The organism is Salinicoccus sp. ID82-1, from assembly GCF_021991715.1.
GTDB lineage: Bacteria > Bacillota > Bacilli > Staphylococcales > Salinicoccaceae > Salinicoccus > Salinicoccus cyprini.
The window spans coordinates 163,128-181,653 of record NZ_JAGFLY010000001.1; the positions used below are offsets into that span (position 1 = coordinate 163,128).

The 18,526-nt window shown below is 50.5% G+C and carries 17 protein-coding genes; 13 read left to right on the top strand and 4 right to left on the bottom strand.

Annotated features, from left to right (window positions below):
• The 11 genes from J4760_RS00850 (at position 1) to ilvA (ending at position 13,669) form a co-directional block, all read left to right on the top strand.
• Positions 1-1,062 (top strand): DUF4064 domain-containing protein, encoded by a 1,062-nt coding sequence (locus tag J4760_RS00850; RefSeq protein WP_237604491.1) that lies wholly within the window; start codon positions 1-3, stop codon positions 1,060-1,062.
• 224 nt (positions 1,063-1,286) lie between these two features.
• Complete coding sequence (locus tag J4760_RS00855) at positions 1,287-2,258, top strand: bile acid:sodium symporter family protein (protein ID WP_237604492.1); 972 nt, start codon at positions 1,287-1,289, stop codon at positions 2,256-2,258.
• Positions 2,259-2,287: 29 nt separating this feature from the next.
• Positions 2,288-3,991, top strand: a complete 1,704-nt coding sequence (gene ilvD / locus J4760_RS00860) for a dihydroxy-acid dehydratase (RefSeq protein ID WP_237604493.1) — start codon at positions 2,288-2,290, stop codon at positions 3,989-3,991.
• A 589-nt stretch (positions 3,992-4,580) separates the two neighbouring features.
• Positions 4,581-6,314, top strand: coding sequence for a biosynthetic-type acetolactate synthase large subunit (gene ilvB / locus J4760_RS00865; RefSeq protein ID WP_237604494.1), 1,734 nt, complete (start codon positions 4,581-4,583; stop codon positions 6,312-6,314).
• Positions 6,302-6,817, top strand: a complete 516-nt coding sequence (gene ilvN / locus J4760_RS00870) for an acetolactate synthase small subunit (protein ID WP_237604495.1) — start codon at positions 6,302-6,304, stop codon at positions 6,815-6,817. Before ilvB ends, ilvN begins: the two co-directional genes overlap by 13 nt.
• 46 nt (positions 6,818-6,863) lie before the next feature.
• The gene (ilvC, locus tag J4760_RS00875; RefSeq protein WP_237604496.1) at positions 6,864-7,898 is read left to right on the top strand and encodes a ketol-acid reductoisomerase; all 1,035 of its coding nucleotides are present in this window, start codon (positions 6,864-6,866) and stop codon (positions 7,896-7,898) included.
• Positions 7,885-9,429 carry a 2-isopropylmalate synthase gene (locus tag J4760_RS00880; RefSeq protein WP_237604497.1) on the top strand — a complete coding sequence of 515 codons (1,545 nt, stop codon included), beginning with the start codon at positions 7,885-7,887 and terminating at the stop codon, positions 9,427-9,429. The genes ilvC and J4760_RS00880 overlap by 14 nt, the downstream gene beginning before the upstream one ends.
• A 23-nt stretch (positions 9,430-9,452) precedes the next feature.
• The gene (gene leuB, locus J4760_RS00885) at positions 9,453-10,559 is read left to right on the top strand and encodes a 3-isopropylmalate dehydrogenase (protein WP_237604498.1); all 1,107 of its coding nucleotides are present in this window, start codon (positions 9,453-9,455) and stop codon (positions 10,557-10,559) included.
• Between the two features lie 18 nt (positions 10,560-10,577).
• Positions 10,578-11,987 carry a 3-isopropylmalate dehydratase large subunit gene (gene leuC / locus J4760_RS00890; protein WP_237604499.1) on the top strand — a complete coding sequence of 470 codons (1,410 nt, stop codon included), beginning with the start codon at positions 10,578-10,580 and terminating at the stop codon, positions 11,985-11,987.
• Positions 11,988-11,998: 11 nt separating this feature from the next.
• Entirely contained in the window at positions 11,999-12,589 is a 591-nt protein-coding gene (gene leuD / locus J4760_RS00895; RefSeq protein WP_237604500.1) for a 3-isopropylmalate dehydratase small subunit, read from the top strand.
• A 120-nt stretch (positions 12,590-12,709) separates the two neighbouring features.
• The gene (ilvA, locus tag J4760_RS00900) at positions 12,710-13,669 is read left to right on the top strand and encodes a threonine ammonia-lyase (RefSeq protein WP_237605025.1); all 960 of its coding nucleotides are present in this window, start codon (positions 12,710-12,712) and stop codon (positions 13,667-13,669) included.
• Positions 13,670-13,792: 123 nt separating this feature from the next.
• Here the strand turns inward: ilvA and J4760_RS00905 are convergent, their stop codons facing one another.
• Positions 13,793-14,401, bottom strand: a complete 609-nt coding sequence (locus tag J4760_RS00905; RefSeq protein WP_237604501.1) for a YktB family protein — start codon at positions 14,399-14,401, stop codon at positions 13,793-13,795.
• 76 nt (positions 14,402-14,477) lie between these two features.
• Here J4760_RS00905 and J4760_RS00910 point away from each other — a divergent pair, with 76 nt between their 5' ends.
• The gene (locus J4760_RS00910; RefSeq protein ID WP_145285067.1) at positions 14,478-15,296 is read left to right on the top strand and encodes an inositol monophosphatase family protein; all 819 of its coding nucleotides are present in this window, start codon (positions 14,478-14,480) and stop codon (positions 15,294-15,296) included.
• Here J4760_RS00910 and J4760_RS00915 read toward each other — a convergent pair.
• The 3 genes from J4760_RS00915 to J4760_RS00925 all read right to left on the bottom strand — a co-directional run bounded on the left by J4760_RS00915 (position 15,278) and on the right by J4760_RS00925 (position 16,521).
• Positions 15,278-15,589, bottom strand: coding sequence for a hypothetical protein (locus tag J4760_RS00915; RefSeq protein WP_186365447.1), 312 nt, complete (start codon positions 15,587-15,589; stop codon positions 15,278-15,280). The two genes, J4760_RS00910 and J4760_RS00915, sit on opposite strands and share 19 nt — an antisense overlap.
• A gap of 14 nt (positions 15,590-15,603) precedes the next feature.
• On the bottom strand, positions 15,604-16,161 hold the full coding sequence (locus tag J4760_RS00920; protein WP_145285072.1) for a hypothetical protein: 558 nt from the start codon (positions 16,159-16,161) through the stop codon (positions 15,604-15,606).
• Between the two features lie 168 nt (positions 16,162-16,329).
• Entirely contained in the window at positions 16,330-16,521 is a 192-nt protein-coding gene (locus J4760_RS00925; RefSeq protein WP_145285075.1) for a DUF5325 family protein, read from the bottom strand.
• A 156-nt stretch (positions 16,522-16,677) separates the two neighbouring features.
• On the opposite strand from J4760_RS00925, the gene typA reads away from it, so the two are divergent.
• The gene (typA, locus tag J4760_RS00930; protein WP_145285078.1) at positions 16,678-18,519 is read left to right on the top strand and encodes a translational GTPase TypA; all 1,842 of its coding nucleotides are present in this window, start codon (positions 16,678-16,680) and stop codon (positions 18,517-18,519) included.
• Positions 18,520-18,526 lie beyond the last annotated feature (7 nt).

Below are 18,526 nucleotides of genomic sequence, written 5' to 3' on the forward strand. Positions count from 1 at the left end.
ATGGCTAGAAAAAATTACACACAAACAGTAGAACCTGTCAGCCGGATTGCTGAAAAGATCTTCGGGTGGCTGGCCTGGATTGTTCTGCTCGCGATTACTGCTCTACTACTATTCTTCTCACTGGTCACAATGAATGATGCAGCATTTGTCGAGAATTTCCGTCAGGATATGATGGCACAGTTCCAGCAGATGGCCCAGCAGGGGCAGGATCTCGGTGCAGCACCTGAAGAGATTACCGACCTTGTGGTCAGCTGGATGAACAATGTCTGGCTGATTGCGCTCTACCTGATGATCCCTCTGATCCTGGGACTATTCGGACTATTGACGATGCGTCGTAGAATACTTGCAGGTTTCCTGCTGCTGCTGGCAGCGATCTTCACTGCACCACTTGTTCTGGGTGTCATTGCAGGACTGATTCCTCTATTCTTCGTCATTGCGGCAATTCTTCTTTTCGTCAGAAAAGACCGTGTCGTCAAGAATGATGATATGGAACCGCTGGATAACAGAAGAAATGATTACGACCGCAACCGCAGCAATGCATACGACGACAGAAGAGGCGTGGCAACAGATGATGCGGCCTACAACCGTCGTCGCGACATGGAAAACGACCTCGAAGACAATCAGATGAATCGTCATGGTGACGACCCTGTAGGAAGATACGAACAGGATCGCGAAAATCAGCGTCGTGCAGATGAAATCGATGAAAGAAGACGTGGAGAAAGGTCGAATGACCTTGAAGAGACAAGAACCTTCCGCAGTCTTGATGATCATGATGCCAATTCACGTTCCAGCAGCGTCACTTATGACGACCAGACGGGACGCAATCGTGGCTCCGATGACAATGATCGCTTCATCGACCGTAACATCGACTCTTCAGAAGCAACTGGTCCTGTGACCGAACAGGAGTATACACGTCGGGGCGGTACGGCTGGCGGCAACGAGAAGGATAATGATACGACATTGAACGACACTGCCGACAAGCGTCGTGGTGCAGACTACGATTATGACGCAACCAAGGAACGCAGGGATAATGTCAATCGACGCAACAATGATGATCTATAATTGAATGATTCTGTCAAAGTCCGGCTTATGAAGCCGGACTTTTTTGTTTGATCACGTCTATTGCAGCAATCGCTCTCAAGAAAGTTGAAGAGATGTTTTTCTACACAAAAAAAGTTATAGTTCCAATTATTCAAAAAATTAAATAAAATACCTAGGCTATTTCGTTTTTATCTGTTAAGATACTCTCTATAGTTTTAAGCTAAAAAACCTGGGGAGTGATATCGATGAATGCGTTAGCAAGACTGAGTCAAATTGTAGGAAACACGTTTGGCATATGGGTGATCATTTTCGCCATCCTGTCATTTATCGCTCCAGACGGCTTTACATGGATTGCACCATACATAAGCCTGCTGCTCGGCATCATCATGTTCGGCATGGGTCTTACATTGAAGCCGGCAGATTTCATACGGGTACTGAAGGCCCCGAAGCTCGTTCTGATCGTCGTGCTGGCACAGTATACGATCATGCCGCTTCTGGCACTCGGACTGGCTGTGCTTTTCCAGCTGCCGCCTGAACTTGCGGTCGGCGTCATTCTTGTAGGATGTACGCCTGGCGGCACGTCATCCAATGTCATGACGTTCCTGGCCAAAGGGAATACGGCACTGTCCGTGACGGCGACTGCCGTCTCGACGGTGCTTGCGCCTATACTGACGCCTGCACTCACACTGCTTCTGGCAAGTACATGGCTGCCTGTATCATTCATGGATCTGTTTGTTTCGATCATCCAGATTGTACTGGTACCGATAGCACTCGGACTCATTGCGAGGACGCTGCTTGGTGATCAGGTTGAAAAGGGCATTGCCGTACTGCCGCTCGTTTCAGTGGTCGGCATTGTCGGTGTCGTGGCAGCTGTCGTATCGAATAATACCGAAGCCATCATGCAGTCGGGTCTTCTTATTTTCGGTGTGGTGATGCTGCATAATGTGCTTGGATACGTAATCGGCTTCGTCCTTGGCAAAGTTCTGCGCTTTGATCTCGCCGATCAGAAGGCGGTCTCGATCGAAGTCGGCATGCAGAATTCAGGGCTTGCCGCAGCATTGTCCGCCGCTCACTTTTCGCCACTATCAGCTGTACCGGCTGCACTGTTCAGCGTCTGGCACAACATATCCGGATCAGTCGTGGCGACATGGATGAGCAAGCAGCGTGAAGACAAAGAGAATGAAAAAGCAGTCAGCAGCAGTAAAGTCCATATTTAAGTTTTCATAATCAGAAAGGATGTCATAGAATGTCTACAGGAGAAAATAATAAAAAAGATCTGCGCATCAAAAGTAAAGTCTATACGGAGAGTAATATCAAGGCGCCGAACAGGGCGATGCTTCGTGCTGTCGGTTTTACGGATGAAAGCTTTACAAAGCCTCAGATCGGTATCGCAAGTACGTGGGCGGAAGTCACACCATGCAACATCCATCTGAACGACCTTGCCAAGGAAGCGAAGGCCGGAGCCCGGGAAGCGGGCGGAGTCCCGCTCCAGTTCAATACCATCACCGTCTCCGATGGCATCTCCATGGGTACACAAGGTATGCGCTATTCCCTGCCGTCACGTGATCTGATCGCCGATTCCATCGAGACGGTTGTCGGCGCTGAAAATCTGGATGCACTGGTCGCAATCGGGGCATGCGATAAGAATATTCCTGGCTGCGCGATTGCGATTGCCAACGCTGAAGTGCCGGCAGTATTCGTCTACGGTGGCACAATTGCACCAGGGCAGCACCGCGGGGGAGACATCGATCTTGTCAGCGTATTCGAAGGGGTCGGCAAGCTGAATGCCGGTGAAATAGATGACGAGGAACTCAATAAGATTGAATGCAGCGCCTGTCCAGGTGCAGGGGCATGCGGTGGCATGTATACTGCCAATACGATGGCTTCAGCGATGGAGGCACTTGGACTCAGCCTGCCGGGCAGTGCATCGAATCCGGCTGTATCCGAAGCGAAAGCCAAGGATGTCAAAGCAGCGGGCGAAGCGGTCTACAAGCTGCTTGAAGCGGGCATCTATCCGAAGGATATCATGACGAAGAAAGCATTTGAGAATGCCATCACTGTCGTCATGGCGCTCGGTGGATCGACCAATGCCATCCTTCATATCCTGGCGATTGCACATGCCGCGGAAGTGGATCTGACAATCGACGATTTCAACCGTCTCCAGGAGAAGGTGCCGCATCTTGCCGACCTGAAGCCGAGCGGTCGCTATGTGATGCAGGATCTATACAAGGTGGGCGGCGTCCAGGGTGTCATGAAGATGCTGCTTAAGGAAGGCTATCTCCATGGCGACTGCCTCACGGTGACAGGGAAGACGATTGCAGAAAATCTTGAAGCAGTCGATGATCTGGCTGAAGGTCAGGACGTCATCATGCCATTCGATAATCCAAAGCGTGCAGACGGACCACTCATCGTCCTGAAAGGCAACCTGTCTCCTGTCGGTTCCGTCGCCAAAGTATCCGGCGTCAAAGTATCCCGTCATGTCGGACCAGCGCGTGTCTTCGACAATGAGAAGGATGCGTCGGATGCAGTACTGAACAACAAGATCAATGAAGGCGACGTCCTGGTCATCCGCTACGTCGGACCTAAAGGTGGACCGGGCATGCCGGAGATGCTCTCCATTTCTAGTCTGCTCGTCGGCAAAGGACTGGGCGAAAAGGTCGCACTGCTGACAGATGGACGCTTCTCAGGCGGGACGCATGGTCTTGTTGTCGGCCATATCGCACCGGAAGCACAGAGTGGCGGTCCGATTGCCTTGCTCAAGGAAGGGGACACGGTCACCATCGATTCCACGAAGAAGGAGATATCCTGTGATGTTTCGGAAGAGGAATTCGAAAGACGCCGCAGCCAGTGGCAGGCGCCACCATTGTATAAAAAAGGTGTGCTTGGAAAATATGCACACAATGTTACATGTGCTTCCGAGGGCGCTGTAACAGACTATCTGAATAAGTAGCAGCAGCTGCACGGCACTCATGTGCCGTGCATTTTCATGCTCTGATGCCTTATTTCTGCAGAAATCAATAAAAAACTTAATTTTTTCTAAACGTTGACATGACAACATTGTAAACGGTTACATTATCAGAAATATTAGATAATTTAAATAAATTCATAAATCAACGGTTGATTTATCGTTTCATTCGTTATAAGATTACTGTCAATATCACGTATCAGAAATATCTGATAACTAAAACGACGATGGGAACGTAGAGGAAAGACAGAGCGATTACCAGAGACCCGGGACATGCTGGAAACCGGGATCGACACTTTCTTCTATCTCGACCCAGAGTGCCGGATTGAAAGTTCCTTGAGTAGGTTCGGCCGGGTGTACACCACCCGTTACCAAAACGGACTTTATACAAAGTCCATAAGGCATGCTTCGCAAGAAGGATGTAAAACTGGGTGGTACCGTGAAACAGCTCTTTTCGCCCCATGATATGCCTGCAGTATGATCTGCGGGTGGCTTGTGGGAGAGAAGGGCTGTTTTTTATTTCAGTGGCCGAACCGATGAATTATTTGAAGATCTATTAAGGAGGTAAGTGGTAATGAAAACACAAACTGAAACGCACACACAACCGGTTGAACAGAAGCTCCGAACTGGCGCCGATCTTTTTGTCCAGTCACTTGTTGAGGAGAAAGTGGATACCGTATTCGGTTATCCGGGTGGTGCAGTGCTGCCGATCTACGATGCCCTCTACCGGGCGGAGGCACCGTTTCAGCATATTCTATGCAGACATGAACAGGGCCTCATCCATGCTGCAGAAGGATACGCCAGGGTGACAGGAAAACCTGGTGTGGTCATTGCCACTTCAGGACCAGGCGCGACAAACCTGATCACAGGCATCACTGATGCCATGATGGATTCGCTCCCAGTCGTCGTATTCACCGGCCAGGTATCCACAGCAGTCATCGGCTCCGACGCTTTCCAGGAAGCGGATGTCATTGGTCTGACAACACCGATCACAAAGCATAACTATCAGGTGACGGATATCAAGGACCTGCCGCGCATCATCAAGGCGGCGTTCCACATCGCAACTACAGGCCGGCCAGGCCCGGTCGTCGTGGATATCCCTAAAAATATCGCCCAGGAGATCACAGATCGAACTTTTGATACGTCATTCAGCCTTCCGGGCTACCAGCCGACAATCAAACCGAATCCACTGCAGATCAGAAGGCTGGCTGAAGCGCTGGCCAAAGCGGAAAGGCCGGTACTGCTTGCAGGTGCAGGTGTCCATTTCGCGGATGCCTCAGAAGAACTGGTTGCCTTCGCTGAAAAATACGAATTGCCGGTCACAACGACACTGCTTGGCCTTGGCAGCTTCCCTGGTGGCCATGACCAGGCGCTCGGCATGGCAGGCATGCACGGCTCCTACAGTGCCAACATGGCAATCTATGAAGCGGACCTGCTCATCAATATCGGTGCACGATTCGATGACCGCCTGACAGGTGCCATCCAGCATTTCGCACCGGATGCAACTGTTGCCCATATCGATATCGACCCGGCTGAAATCGGCAAGAACATCGAAACGAAGATTCCGGTTGTTGCAGATGCCAAGGAGGCACTGAACGGACTGCTCGAGATAGACATCGAATGCATCGACCATTCCGGCTGGACCGAACAGGCGATGTACAACAAGGAGCACTATCCGTTCTGGTTCGAGCGTTCCGATGATCTCATCTCGCCGCAATGGTTGATCGAAGCGATATACCGTGAAACGGACGGACATGCGATTGTAACGACCGATGTCGGCCAGCACCAGATGTGGGCCGCACAGTTCTACCAGTTCGACAAGCCGCACAAATGGGTCACATCCGGCGGACTCGGCACAATGGGATTCGGATTGCCGTCAGCCATCGGTGCACAGCTTGGACGGCCGCAGGAGACGGTGGTCGCCATCGTCGGTGACGGCGGCTTCCAGATGACGATGCAGGAAATGGCGGTGCTGAAGCAGTACAACCTTCCGGTCAAGGTCATCATCGTCAACAATGAGGCACTCGGCATGGTACGCCAGTGGCAGGAGAAATTCTACGAGGAGCGCTACTCCTCCTCACTGATGACCGAGAACCCGGACTTCATCAAACTCGCTGAAGGATTCGGCGTCAAAGGGATACAGGTTTCAAAGGAAATGGATGTCCCACGGGCCATCAAGGAAGTCTTTTCTCATGACGGACCGGTACTGCTCGACGCCAGAGTCCAGAAGCTCGATAAGGTGTTCCCGATGGTCGCGCCGGGCAAAGGGAACCACGAAATGATAGGAGTGAAACGATGCGAAGAATAATCACTGCCACCGTACAGAACTCGAGCGGTGTACTGAACCGGATTACCGGGATGCTGTCAAAGCGGGCGTTCAATATCGAGAGCATTACAGTCGGTACCACCGAAGTGGAGGGCGTATCCAAAATGACTTTCGTCGTCGAAATATCCGATACGAATAAGATCGAACAGCTGACAAAGCAGCTGAACAAGCAGATCGATGTGCTGAAGGTCAATGACATTACCGACAAGTCCATCGTGCAGAGGGAACTGGCACTGATCAAGGTGGCCAGCACCAGTGCCTCGAGGGCTGAAATACAGGGTGTCATCGAACCATTCAGAGCGCGTGTACTGGATGTTTCAAGAGACAGCCTCGTCATCGAAGTGACAGGCAAGCCGGATAAGATCGAGGCACTCATCGACCTGCTCCAGCCATATGGCATCAAAGACATGACGCGTACAGGGGTGACCGCTTTCCCAAGAGGAAAGCAGCCCAGGCAGATCCAGGAATTCACAATGAGCATCTAGTAATAAAAATATAAAAATAAATCATACACATGAGAGGAAGATCATAATGACTAAAGTATTCTATGACAAGGACATCAACAAAGAGGTACTCCAAGGAAAGAAGATCGCAATCGTCGGCTATGGCTCACAAGGACATGCACACGCACAGAACTTGAGAGACAGCGGACATGATGTTGTTGTCGGACTCAGACCAGGCAAATCCCACGACAAGGCCAAGGAAGACGGCTTCGATACAAAACCTGTTGCAGAAGCAGTCGCAGAAGCGGATGTCACTATGGTCCTCCTGCCGGATGAAAACCAGCCGAAAGTATATGAGGAGAGCATCAGGGATAATATGAAGCCGGGCAGTGCACTCGCTTTCGCCCACGGTTTCAATATCCACTTCAACCAGGTTGTACCAAGAGAAGATGTCGATGTCTTCCTTGTAGCACCTAAAGGACCTGGTCACCTGGTCAGAAGAACTTTCGAAGAAGAAGCGGGCGTCCCGGCGCTCTACGGTGTGTTCCAGGATGTATCGGGCAATGCGGCAGACGTGGCGATGGCATATGCTGCAGGCATCGGTTCAGCGAGAGCAGGTGTACTTGAAACATCATTCCAGGAAGAGACCGAAACGGATCTGTTTGGTGAACAGGCAGTCCTTTGCGGCGGACTGACAAGCCTCGTCAAAGCAGGATTCGAAACATTGACTGAAGCAGGGTACCAGCCTGAAGTGGCATACTTCGAATGTCTCCATGAAATGAAACTCATCGTCGACCTCATGTATGAAGGCGGCATGGAGAACATGAGGTATTCCATCTCCGATACTGCACAATGGGGTGACTTCGTATCCGGACCACGCGTCGTCAATGAAGAAACAAAAGCACGCATGAAGGATGTGCTGACGGAAATCCAGAATGGCCAGTTCGCCAAAGGCTGGATCCTTGAGAACCAGGCTGGCCGTCCACAGTTCAATGCAATCAACAATAACGAGTACAACCATCCGATCACTAAAGTCGGACAGGACCTGCGCGATCTGATGCCATTCGTCAAACAGCCTGTCAATGACAAAAAGAAAGAAGGGAAGGCCCATGTCACGAATTAGAATTTTCGATACGACACTGCGGGACGGTGAACAGTCCCCGGGTGTGAACCTGAACAAGATGGAGAAGCTTGAAATTGCAAAACAGCTTGAACGGCTCGGTGTAGATGTCATGGAAGCCGGTTTTCCCGCAGCATCGGAAGGTGATTTCCAGGCAGTCAAGCTGATTGCGGATACCGTCAGAAATGTATCCGTCACAGCACTTGCCCGGACACGCAAGGAAGATATCGACCGGGCTTATGAGGCACTTAAAAATACGCCGCATCCAAGAATCCATGTGTTTCTCGCAACGTCACCCATCCATATGACATACAAGCTCAAGATGACACCTGAACAGGTGACGGCACAGTCGGTGGAGATGGTGAAATACGCCAAGCAGCGCTTCCCGGAAGTCGAGTGGTCTGCTGAAGATGCGACCCGTTCCGAATGGCCTTTCCTCGCCGAACTGATCGAGCAGGTCATTGACGCAGGCGCGACGGTCATCAATCTGCCGGATACGGTCGGCTACACGACACCAAAAGAGTACGGAAACATGTTCAGGTATATGAAGGAGAATGTACCGAACATCGATCGTGTCGATCTTTCATGCCATTGTCATAACGATCTCGGTATGGCGGCAGCCAACACGATGGCGGCCATAGAAAATGGGGCCACCCAGGTCGAGGGCACAATCAATGGCATCGGTGAGCGTGCAGGCAACGTGGCATTAGAAGAAGTGGCAGTGGCACTGAAGATCCGTGGCGACCGCTACGGTTACGAAACAGGACTGAAGCTGAATGAAATCAAACGCTCCAGCGATCTGGTCGCGAAACTGACCGGAATGTATGTCCAGGCCAACAAGGCCATTGTCGGCCGCAATGCCTATGCACATGAATCCGGCATCCACCAGGATGGTGTGCTGAAGAATGCAGAGACGTATGAAATCATCACACCTGAACTGGTCGGTGTCTCATCCAATACACTATTCATGGGCAAGCACTCGGGACGTCACGCCTTCAAGGACAAGATCAACGCCTTTGGTGTCGAGATGACTGAGGAAGAGATCAGGACAGCTTTCAAAAACTTCAAGACGCTGACGGATCATAAGCGTGAAGTGACGGATGATGACATCTATACACTGATCATGGAAGTCAAGACGGAACAGTCGTCAATCGAGAAGTATACGCTTGAAACTTTCCAGGTCAACTATGGTACACAGAACATCACGACAGCAACCGTGTCGCTGAATACGCCATCCGGTGAAACCATCCAGACGGCAGCAACGGGAAACGGCAGCGTCGAGGCGCTCTACCGGACCATCTCGGAACTGATCGACTACGATCAGAAGCTGCTCGACTACCAGATCAATTCGGTCGGAGGCGGCAAGGATGCGCTGGCCGAGTCGCACGTCCAGCTGTCGGTTGAAGGTGAAGCGGTCAACGGACGGGGCACAGCGCAGGATGTCATCGAAGCATCCGCCAACGCCTACATCAACGCGGTCAATCGTTATATTTTGAAAACACAGGCGAACAAGGAAGAAGTCGTCAACGGATAAAAAAAGAAGTGGAGGCGTTCGAGATGAGGAAAGAAGTAGTTCTACTACCTGGTGACGGAGTCGGTCAGGAGATCATGAAAGGTGCCAGGACAGTACTGGAAACTGTGGCGAGTGAATACGACCATGAATTTGTATTTCATGAGCATGCCATCGGCGGCGATGCCATCGACCGCTATGGCGTACCGCTGCCGGATGACACAGTGAAGGCATGCGAAGCGGCAGATGCGGTGCTGCTCGGTGCAGTCGGTGGTCCGAAGTGGGATGATATGCCCGCTGACAAGCGCCCGGAAAAAGGGCTGCTCGGCATCCGCAAAAGACTCGGACTTTTTGCCAACCTGCGGCCTGTCCAGGGATTTGGTCCACTTGTCCATGCGTCTCCACTCAAGACCGAACTGGTTGATGGATGCGATATCCTCATCGTCCGTGAACTGACCGGCGGCCTTTATTTCGGTGAACCGAGCGGCCGCAGTGAAGATGGGCAGTCGGTAGTGGATACACTGTCCTACACGCGTGAAGAGATTGAACGCATTGTGGAGAAAGGCTTCGAGGCTGCGCAGATGAGAAGCGGGCATCTGACATCCGTCGATAAGGCGAATGTACTCGAATCCAGTCGCATGTGGCGGGAAGTCGTCAATGAAAAGGCGGCGGACTACCCGGATGTGACAGTGGAACACCAGCTGGTCGATTCTGCAGCGATGAAGCTCATCACCAACCCGAAGCATTTCGATGTCATTGTTACCGAGAACCTTTTCGGTGATATTCTGAGTGATGAAGCATCGGTGCTCACCGGCTCGCTCGGCATGCTGCCTTCAGCAAGTGTCCGGACAGATGGGGTCGGACTCTATGAACCGGTCCACGGGTCTGCCCCGGATATTGCAGGTCACGGCATCGTCAATCCGCTCGGTATGATCCTCTCGACTGCCATGATGCTGAAGTATTCATTCGGTATGGAGAAGGAAGCCGAAGATATTGAGCGCGCGGTCAGCCAGACTCTCGTTGACGGGTATCATACCCGCGATCTCGATGTAGAAGGTGGCAAAGTCGTCGATACAGAAAGCATGATCGGCAAAGTCATTGATCATCTCTCCACAGAAAGCATTTCAAATTCAATCTGCAGTTCTTATATGTAAGGAAAAGGTGTGTAGAATATGGGAAAAGGAAAAACGGTAATTGAAAAGATATGGGAAACCCACGTTGTTCATAGTGAACCGGAAAAACCGGATCTGATCTACATAGATCAGCATCTCGTTCATGAAGTGACATCTCCACAGGCATTCGAAGGCCTCAGGCTCAATAACCGCAAGGTGCGGCGCCCGGACTTGACATATGCCACGATGGACCACAACGTGCCGACGGCCAACCGGGAAGTGATCAAGGATCAAATTTCCAGAACGCAGATGGAGACTCTGAGAAGGAACTGTGAGGAATTCGGTATCGAGCTCGCTGATATGCATCATCCGGATCAGGGCATCGTCCACGTCATCGGTCCCCAGCTCGGGCTGACCCAGCCGGGCAGGACAATCGTATGCGGCGACAGCCATACATCTACACATGGTGCTTTCGGGGCGCTGGCATTCGGCATCGGCACAAGCGAAGTGGAGCATGTGCTTGCGACGCAGACGCTGATGCAGAGCCGTCCAAAGACGATGAATGTAAAAGTGAACGGCGACCTGCCTGCCGGTGTCACCGCAAAGGATCTGATTCTTGCGATCATCGCCAAATTCGGCGTCAAGTTCGGAACAGGGCATGTCATCGAGTATACGGGCGAAGCGATTCGCAGCCTGTCGATGGAAGGCCGCATGACAGTGTGCAACATGTCCATCGAGGGCGGTGCCCGTGCGGGTCTGATCAGTCCGGATGAAACGACTGTCGAATTCCTGCGGGGCAGGGAATACGTGCCTGAAGGTGAAGCATTTGAACAAAAGGCCAAGGAGTGGCTGTCACTCGCTTCCGATCGGGATGCATCCTATGATATGACACTGGAAATCGATGCCCAGGAAGTCGAGCCTCAGGTCTCCTGGGGAACGAATCCGAGCATGGTTGTGCCGGTCAGTGGACACACACCTTCCATTGATGATGTTGAAAATAAGGATGAAGTCCGGCGTGCCCTCGAGTACATGGGACTTCAGGAGAATCAGCCGATCACTTCGATCGAAGTCGATCACGTATTCATCGGTTCCTGTACAAACTCAAGACTGCCAGACCTGGTCAATGCAGCCAATATCGTCAAAGGCCATAAGGTGAAGCAGGGCGTCCGTGCCATCGTTGTACCGGGTTCATTCAGTGTCAAGCTACAGGCTGAAGAACTCGGTATAGACCAGGTATTCAAAGATGCCGGATTCGAATGGCGCGAGTCGGGATGCAGCATGTGCCTCGCGATGAATGACGATGTCGTACCGGCTGGCGGACGCTGCGCTTCCACTTCCAACCGCAATTTTGAAGGCCGCCAGGGCAGCGGGGCACGCACACACCTTGTCAGCCCTGAAATGGCAGCCGTTGCAGCGATTGAAGGCAACTTCATGGACGTCAGAAAATTTCAGACCGGTGTGCTGAGCTAGGAGGAATTCATATGGAAGCAATCAAAGAACATACAGGTAAAGTTTTCCCACTCGACCGCAGTAATGTGGACACGGACCAGATCATCCCGAAGCAGTTCCTGAAACGTGTAGAACGGACAGGCTTCGGCCAATTCGTCTTCTATAACTGGCGTTTTGATGATGATGGCAATGCAAAATCCAACTTCGAGCTGGACAGTGACAAGTACAAGGATGCATCCATTCTGGTTGCCGGTGAGAACTTCGGCTGCGGTTCCTCCAGGGAACACGCGCCATGGGCATTGCTTGATTTCGGCTTCAAGGTCATCATCGCTCCAAGTTTTGCCGACATATTCTACAACAATGCCTTCAAGAACGGCATCATCCTGATCAAGGCGGATGAGACGCAGATGGAGGAATGGATGGCACAGGCTAAGGATGGCACATTCCATCCGCATGTCGACCTTGTGAACCAGACAATTTCCGATGGAGAAAAGCAGGTGCCGTTCGACATCCCTTCGTATCATAAGGAAAAGCTTCTGAATGGCTGGGATGATATTGCACTGACACTGCTGCTTGACGACAAGATCAAGGCATACGAAGAGAAGCAGGCTGCCAGAGTCTGACTGCTTCATTAATAATGGGATTAATCATAAAAATAGATGATGTCCAACTAAAATTATCGAGGAGTGTGACCGCATGGGGATTTCCTGACTGGTGGATTAGTCCACGACGCCTGGGGGCGTCTGGATCATATTGTCCATCACACAACGTTACGTACGTCAGCTACAACAAATAAGCGCACACAGAAAAATGTCTACTTTAAAATGGAGAACCAGCAGAAGACAGGTGCTTTCAAATTCAGAGGTGCCAGCTATAAGCTGATGCGTCTGACGGACGAGCAGCTCGCCTGTGGTGTGATCACGGCTTCCGCCGGCAATCATGCCCAGGGGCTCGCGCTGGCTGCCTACAAGCTTGGTGTGAAAGCAACAATCTACATGGCAGAGCCCACGCCGGACGCCAAGGTGGAGGCGACGAGAGGATATGGTGCCGAGGTCGTTCTGATAGGAGAAAGTTTCCAGGAGGCCTATGAAGCATCAGTGGAGTATCAGAAGAAATGCGGTGCGACCTACGTCCATCCTTTCGATGACTACGACATCATGGCAGGACAGGGAACGATTGCACTCGAGCTTCTGGAACAGGAAAGCAGAATCGATACCATCATGGTACCAATCGGTGGTGGCGGACTTATCAGTGGTATTGCAGTCGCTGCCAAATCCGTAAATCCGAATATCAGAGTAATCGGTGTGCAGGCAGCATCTGCTGCAGCAACACATACCGCCTATCATGAAGGTGCCGTGAAAAAGCTGGACAAGGTCTCCACGATTGCGGAAGGCATTGCTGTAAAGCAGCCGGGGGAAAAGACGCTCCCGATCATCAGACATTATGTTGATGATATCATCACAGTGAGTGAAGCGGAAATTGCCCATGCCATCATCTATATGCTCGAGCGCGGCAAGACACTGGTCGAAGGTGCTGGTGCAGCAGGGCTGGCAGGGCTGTTGTCGCATAATGACAAGATCGATTCCAGACATTGTGGCGTAATCGTCAGTGGCGGGAATCTGGATATCAGCAAGCTCTCTCATATCCAGGCGCTGGCCAGGCAGCTGAAGCCCGAAGTTTCACACAAGGCCCTCGTATTGTAGATCGGATCTGAAGTGATTTCTGAATACAACCAAACAACCCGTCATCCTGAGATGACGGGTTGTTTTTTCTGGATGATGGGGTCTGTGTGGTTCATACATTGAAAAGTATACGAAATACTGATTCTAGTACAGACGAGCCAGTTCCTGCAGAACTGCTTCCAGTTCATAGATGAATACATTATCATTATCCAGTATGCTGTTTGATGGCAGGTAGCTTTTCCCGATGAGGAGCTCTGCATTTTTCTGGTTCTTCAGTTTGACAAGTGCTGCTTTAAGATCGTCATCACTCAGATCTTTGAGCGGCGCCTTCTCAGGCTTCATATGGTTCACGGAAAAGACATAGTTATCCGGCATCGACTGTATCTGGTCGATCCGATCGAGCCACTTGTCTGCAACTGCAGTCTTGTCGGCTGTCTCGTATATGACGCCATACATGCAGAAGGCGTGGTCGCCAAACAGTCCGATCTGGAAATGGGGCAGCATCTTATAGCCCCTCGGATTGGTACTGAAGCTCACCCAAGTGTCATCGGGCGGGTTGACCGTGCGTCTTGCGTGCTGAGCCACATGGGCATAATGCTGATCACCGGTTATTTCAGTCAGGTAATCGCTGAAGTGTTCACCGATCTTGACCAGCTTTGGGCGTATGTTCTTTTTCAGTTCGGTCATTCGCGGTTCAAGACCCTCAATATCAAATACTTTAAAATCATCATTGGTAAAACGGTAATCAGGCATTTTACTACTCCTTTCAGGTCATTACTTATATGATAGAATAAGTAGTGTTGTCAATCAATTATTTGGAGTGGATGGAATGGAAATATACGAATTTGGACAACGTCTGATCAAAGAAGCAGGAGAATTTGTCCGACAGCGCATGCTGGAGGATTTCCGTGTGGATTCCAAATTGAATCCGAACGACCTTGTAACGGACGTAGACCGCGAAACAGAAACCTTCATATACGACCGTATAAATGAAATGTACCCGGACCATCACATCATTGGAGAAGAAGGGCATGGTACAGAAATTGATGATGCCTCGGGCGTCCTATGGATAGTGGACCCAATCGACGGTACGTTGAATTTCGTGCATCAGCTCCAGAACTTCGCCATTTCCATTGGTGTCTATATCGATGGGGAAAAGCATTGTGGCCTGATTCTCGATGTGATGAACGATACGCTCTATCATGCCCAGTCGGGCAAAGGTGCATACATGGATGATAGGCGCCTTGAACCAATCGGCAGCACTGAACTTGCCACGTCTCTCGTCAGTCTCAATCCGAACTGGGTGATCAAGGAAAGAATCGGTTCCGCATTCGCGGGAGTGGTGAAGGATGCCCGCAGCACCCGTTCATATGGCTCCGCGGCACTCGATCTGGCGTATACTGCAACAGGCATCGTCAGCGCAACGCTTTTCTTCCGTCTCCATCCATGGGACTATGCCGCTGGCATGATCATCATCGATGAAGTCGGGGGCAGAACGACGAATCTGCTCGGCGAAGAAATAGATATACTTCATAAGGATAGTATTCTGGCTGGAAATCGGGCATTGCATGGAGAACTTGTACAGTACTTTGCAGATGATGAAGCATTCATCGAGGCCCATAGGCACGTTCACGGTGAGAAGAAGTAGATTCTCTTACGATGTTCAAGTCTTCTGAAGTTGGCGTGTATGATCTTCTGCAGTGTGTATTCGGAGACGGCCAGCTTCAGATGATCCATAATATCGCGTCTTTTATAAATATCACCCGGATAGAGGAGATCAAGCCTTGTAAAGTAGTCGGCGGCAATCCGCTGGACCGACTCCACCTGACCGCATCGGCCGCACTTCCCGATGCTGCCGCCGATGGCCTGCCAGTCGAAAGCATGGCATCGCCTGCATTTGATGCCGCGGCGGATATTGCGCGTAACGATGGGCAGGGGCACCCGCGCCTTCAGCATCATGTCGAGGCGGGGTGATGGTTCTTTTTTCTGATCACCGCAGAGTGTTCAATGGCTTTCAGGTAGTAGGGAAGATTCTGTTCTTCAAGAAACAGGTCGGAACGTTTTCCCTTCATCCTGAAGGCTTTGTTCATCATGACGTACTTGAGTATGATGGGGCGCTGATACTTGCCTTCGTCGATGAGCTGCTCTCTGAACATATCGAAAAGCTGTCTGCTGCGATTGAGGTCAAGCACAGCTTCGTGCGACATATTGCACAGGATGTTGAAGGGGTTGATGTAGTATTCTCCTTCCAGGTCATGGAGCACGAACAGGTAGTAGCAGTAGTCGGTGACGATGAGTACATTGACGATCTCCATCCTCTTATCAACAAGGATTTCGGCATGCCAGTGGATGAACATGTTGCTCGTCTTTATTTTCATCAAGTACTGTTCGAACCGGGCTTCAAGCTTCTCCATCCGCTGCATCGCTTCGTATTCAATCACTTCACTTTCTGAAAATGGCAGTCTATTATACAGGAATTCATATACTTTCAGTCGGTCCGGCTTATCTCTCATGGCATTGCCCCCTCTGTTATGATGGCTTAATTGTTCAGCATGGGGCGATTCTGGTCAAAGTACGGATTCAAGAAAATTGCCATGAAAAAACAGGACAAATGGGGAAACTGAACCAGGTTCAGTCATTTGTCCTGCAGGGTAAAGACGAAATATCAAAAAATGCAGTGCCTACAGCCATCCATTTTCGCGGTATTTCTTTTTCAGGGTGAAACCGACACCGAAAATGGCTATGAAGACGACTACGGTCAGTATGGCCGCAAGCGGCATCGCCTCTGCAATGAAAACGGAGAAGGCAATCATCATCAGTACAGCCATTACAGCGAGTAGAGCAAAGATGGCTTTGGATTTCGTTTGTTCCATAAGCGATCGTCCTTTCGATGTATATTGCCGCCATTATACCATATATCACGCGTCATTACAGCTGTACGGAATATTACATAGTGGAAAAACACACGGGTTCCATGTTATAATAATTAGGTTGTGAAGTAACGAATCTAAACATGAAGGGAAAGACCTATGAATTTAAGAGATGATATACGGAATATTGCAATCATAGCGCACGTTGACCATGGGAAGACGACACTGGTGGACGAACTGCTTAAGCAATCTGGTATTTTTAGAGAAAATGAGCATGTCGAAGAACGTGCAATGGATTCGAATGATATCGAACGTGAGCGGGGCATCACGATTCTTGCGAAAAATACTGCGATCGACTACAAAGATAAAAGAATCAACATCCTCGATACACCTGGACACGCCGACTTCGGTGGTGAAGTTGAACGTATCATGAAACTTGTTGACGGCGTCATCCTCGTTGTGGATGCGTACGAAGGTACGATGCCGCAGACACGTTTCGTCTTGAAGAAGGCACTTGAACAAAATCTCAAACCACTTGTTGTCGTCAACAAGATCGACAAGGATACTGCACGTCCGGAACAGGTCATCGACGAAGTGCTTGAACTCTTCATCGAACTTGATGCCAATGATGAGCAGCTGGAATTCCCGGTGGCATATGCTTCTGCAATCAATGGTACAGCAAGTCTTGAAATGGACCAGCAGGATGAGAACATGCAGTCCATCTTCGATATGATTGTTGAACATGTACCGGCACCTGTAGACAACAGCGACGAGCCGCTCCAGTTCCAGGTCGCACTGCTCGACTACAATGACTACGTCGGCAGAATCGGTATTGGACGTGTCTTCAGAGGGGAAATGAAAGTCGGCCAGCAGGTGTCACTGATCAAAATAGATGGCACAGTGAAAAACTTCAGAGTGACCAAGATTTTCGGTTTCTTCGGACTGAAGCGTCTTGAAATCGAATCCGCCAAAGCAGGTGACCTGATTGCAGTAAGTGGCATGGAGGACATCAACGTCGGCGAAACGGTCACACCGATAGATACACCGGAAGCACTGCCGGTACTGCGCATCGATGAACCGACACTGCAGATGACATTCTCCGTCAACAACTCTCCATTTGCAGGCAAGGAAGGCAAATTTGTCACAGCACGCAAGATTGAAGAAAGACTCGATCAGCAGCTTGAGACCGACGTTTCATTGAAAGTCGAGCCGACGGATCAGCCGGATGCCTGGAAAGTATCGGGCAGAGGTGAACTCCATCTGTCCATTCTGATCGAGAATATGAGACGTGAAGGCTTTGAGCTGCAGGTCTCCAAACCTGAAGTCATCGTCAAGGAAGTCGACGGTGTCAAATGTGAACCATATGAGCGCGTTCAGATCGATGTACCTGAAGAAAATACAGGCAGTGTCATCGAATCTCTCGGGCAGCGCAAGGGTGAAATGGTCGATATGGCCAACACCGGCAATGGTCAGACACGCCTCATCTTCTATGTACCTGCAAGAGGGCTGATCGGCTACCGTACCGAGTTCATGTCCATGACACGCGGCTATGGTATACTGAATCACACATTCGAAGACTATAGACCACTGTTCAAAGGCCGTATCGGCGGCAGACGCAATGGTGTACTCGTCTCAATCGATAAAGGTGCAGCATCCACCTATTCCATTCTTCAGCTTGAAGACCGTGGTGTGAACTTCATGGAACCGGGAACTGAAGTATATGAAGGCATGGTTGTTGGGGAAAACTCGAGAGATAATGACCTTACCGTCAATATCACTAAAGTGAAAGCTGCCAACAACATCCGTTCCGCAACGAAGGAACAGACGACAACAATGAAGAAACCAAGAGCAATGACACTCGAGGAAGCACTTGAGTTCATCAACGAAGACGAACTGGTGGAAGTGACACCGGAATCTGTTCGCATCAGGAAGAAGATTCTTGATAAGAGCGAAAGAGAAAGATCACAGAAGAAAGAAAAGTTTAAACTTGAAGCGGAGTGAATCTAAT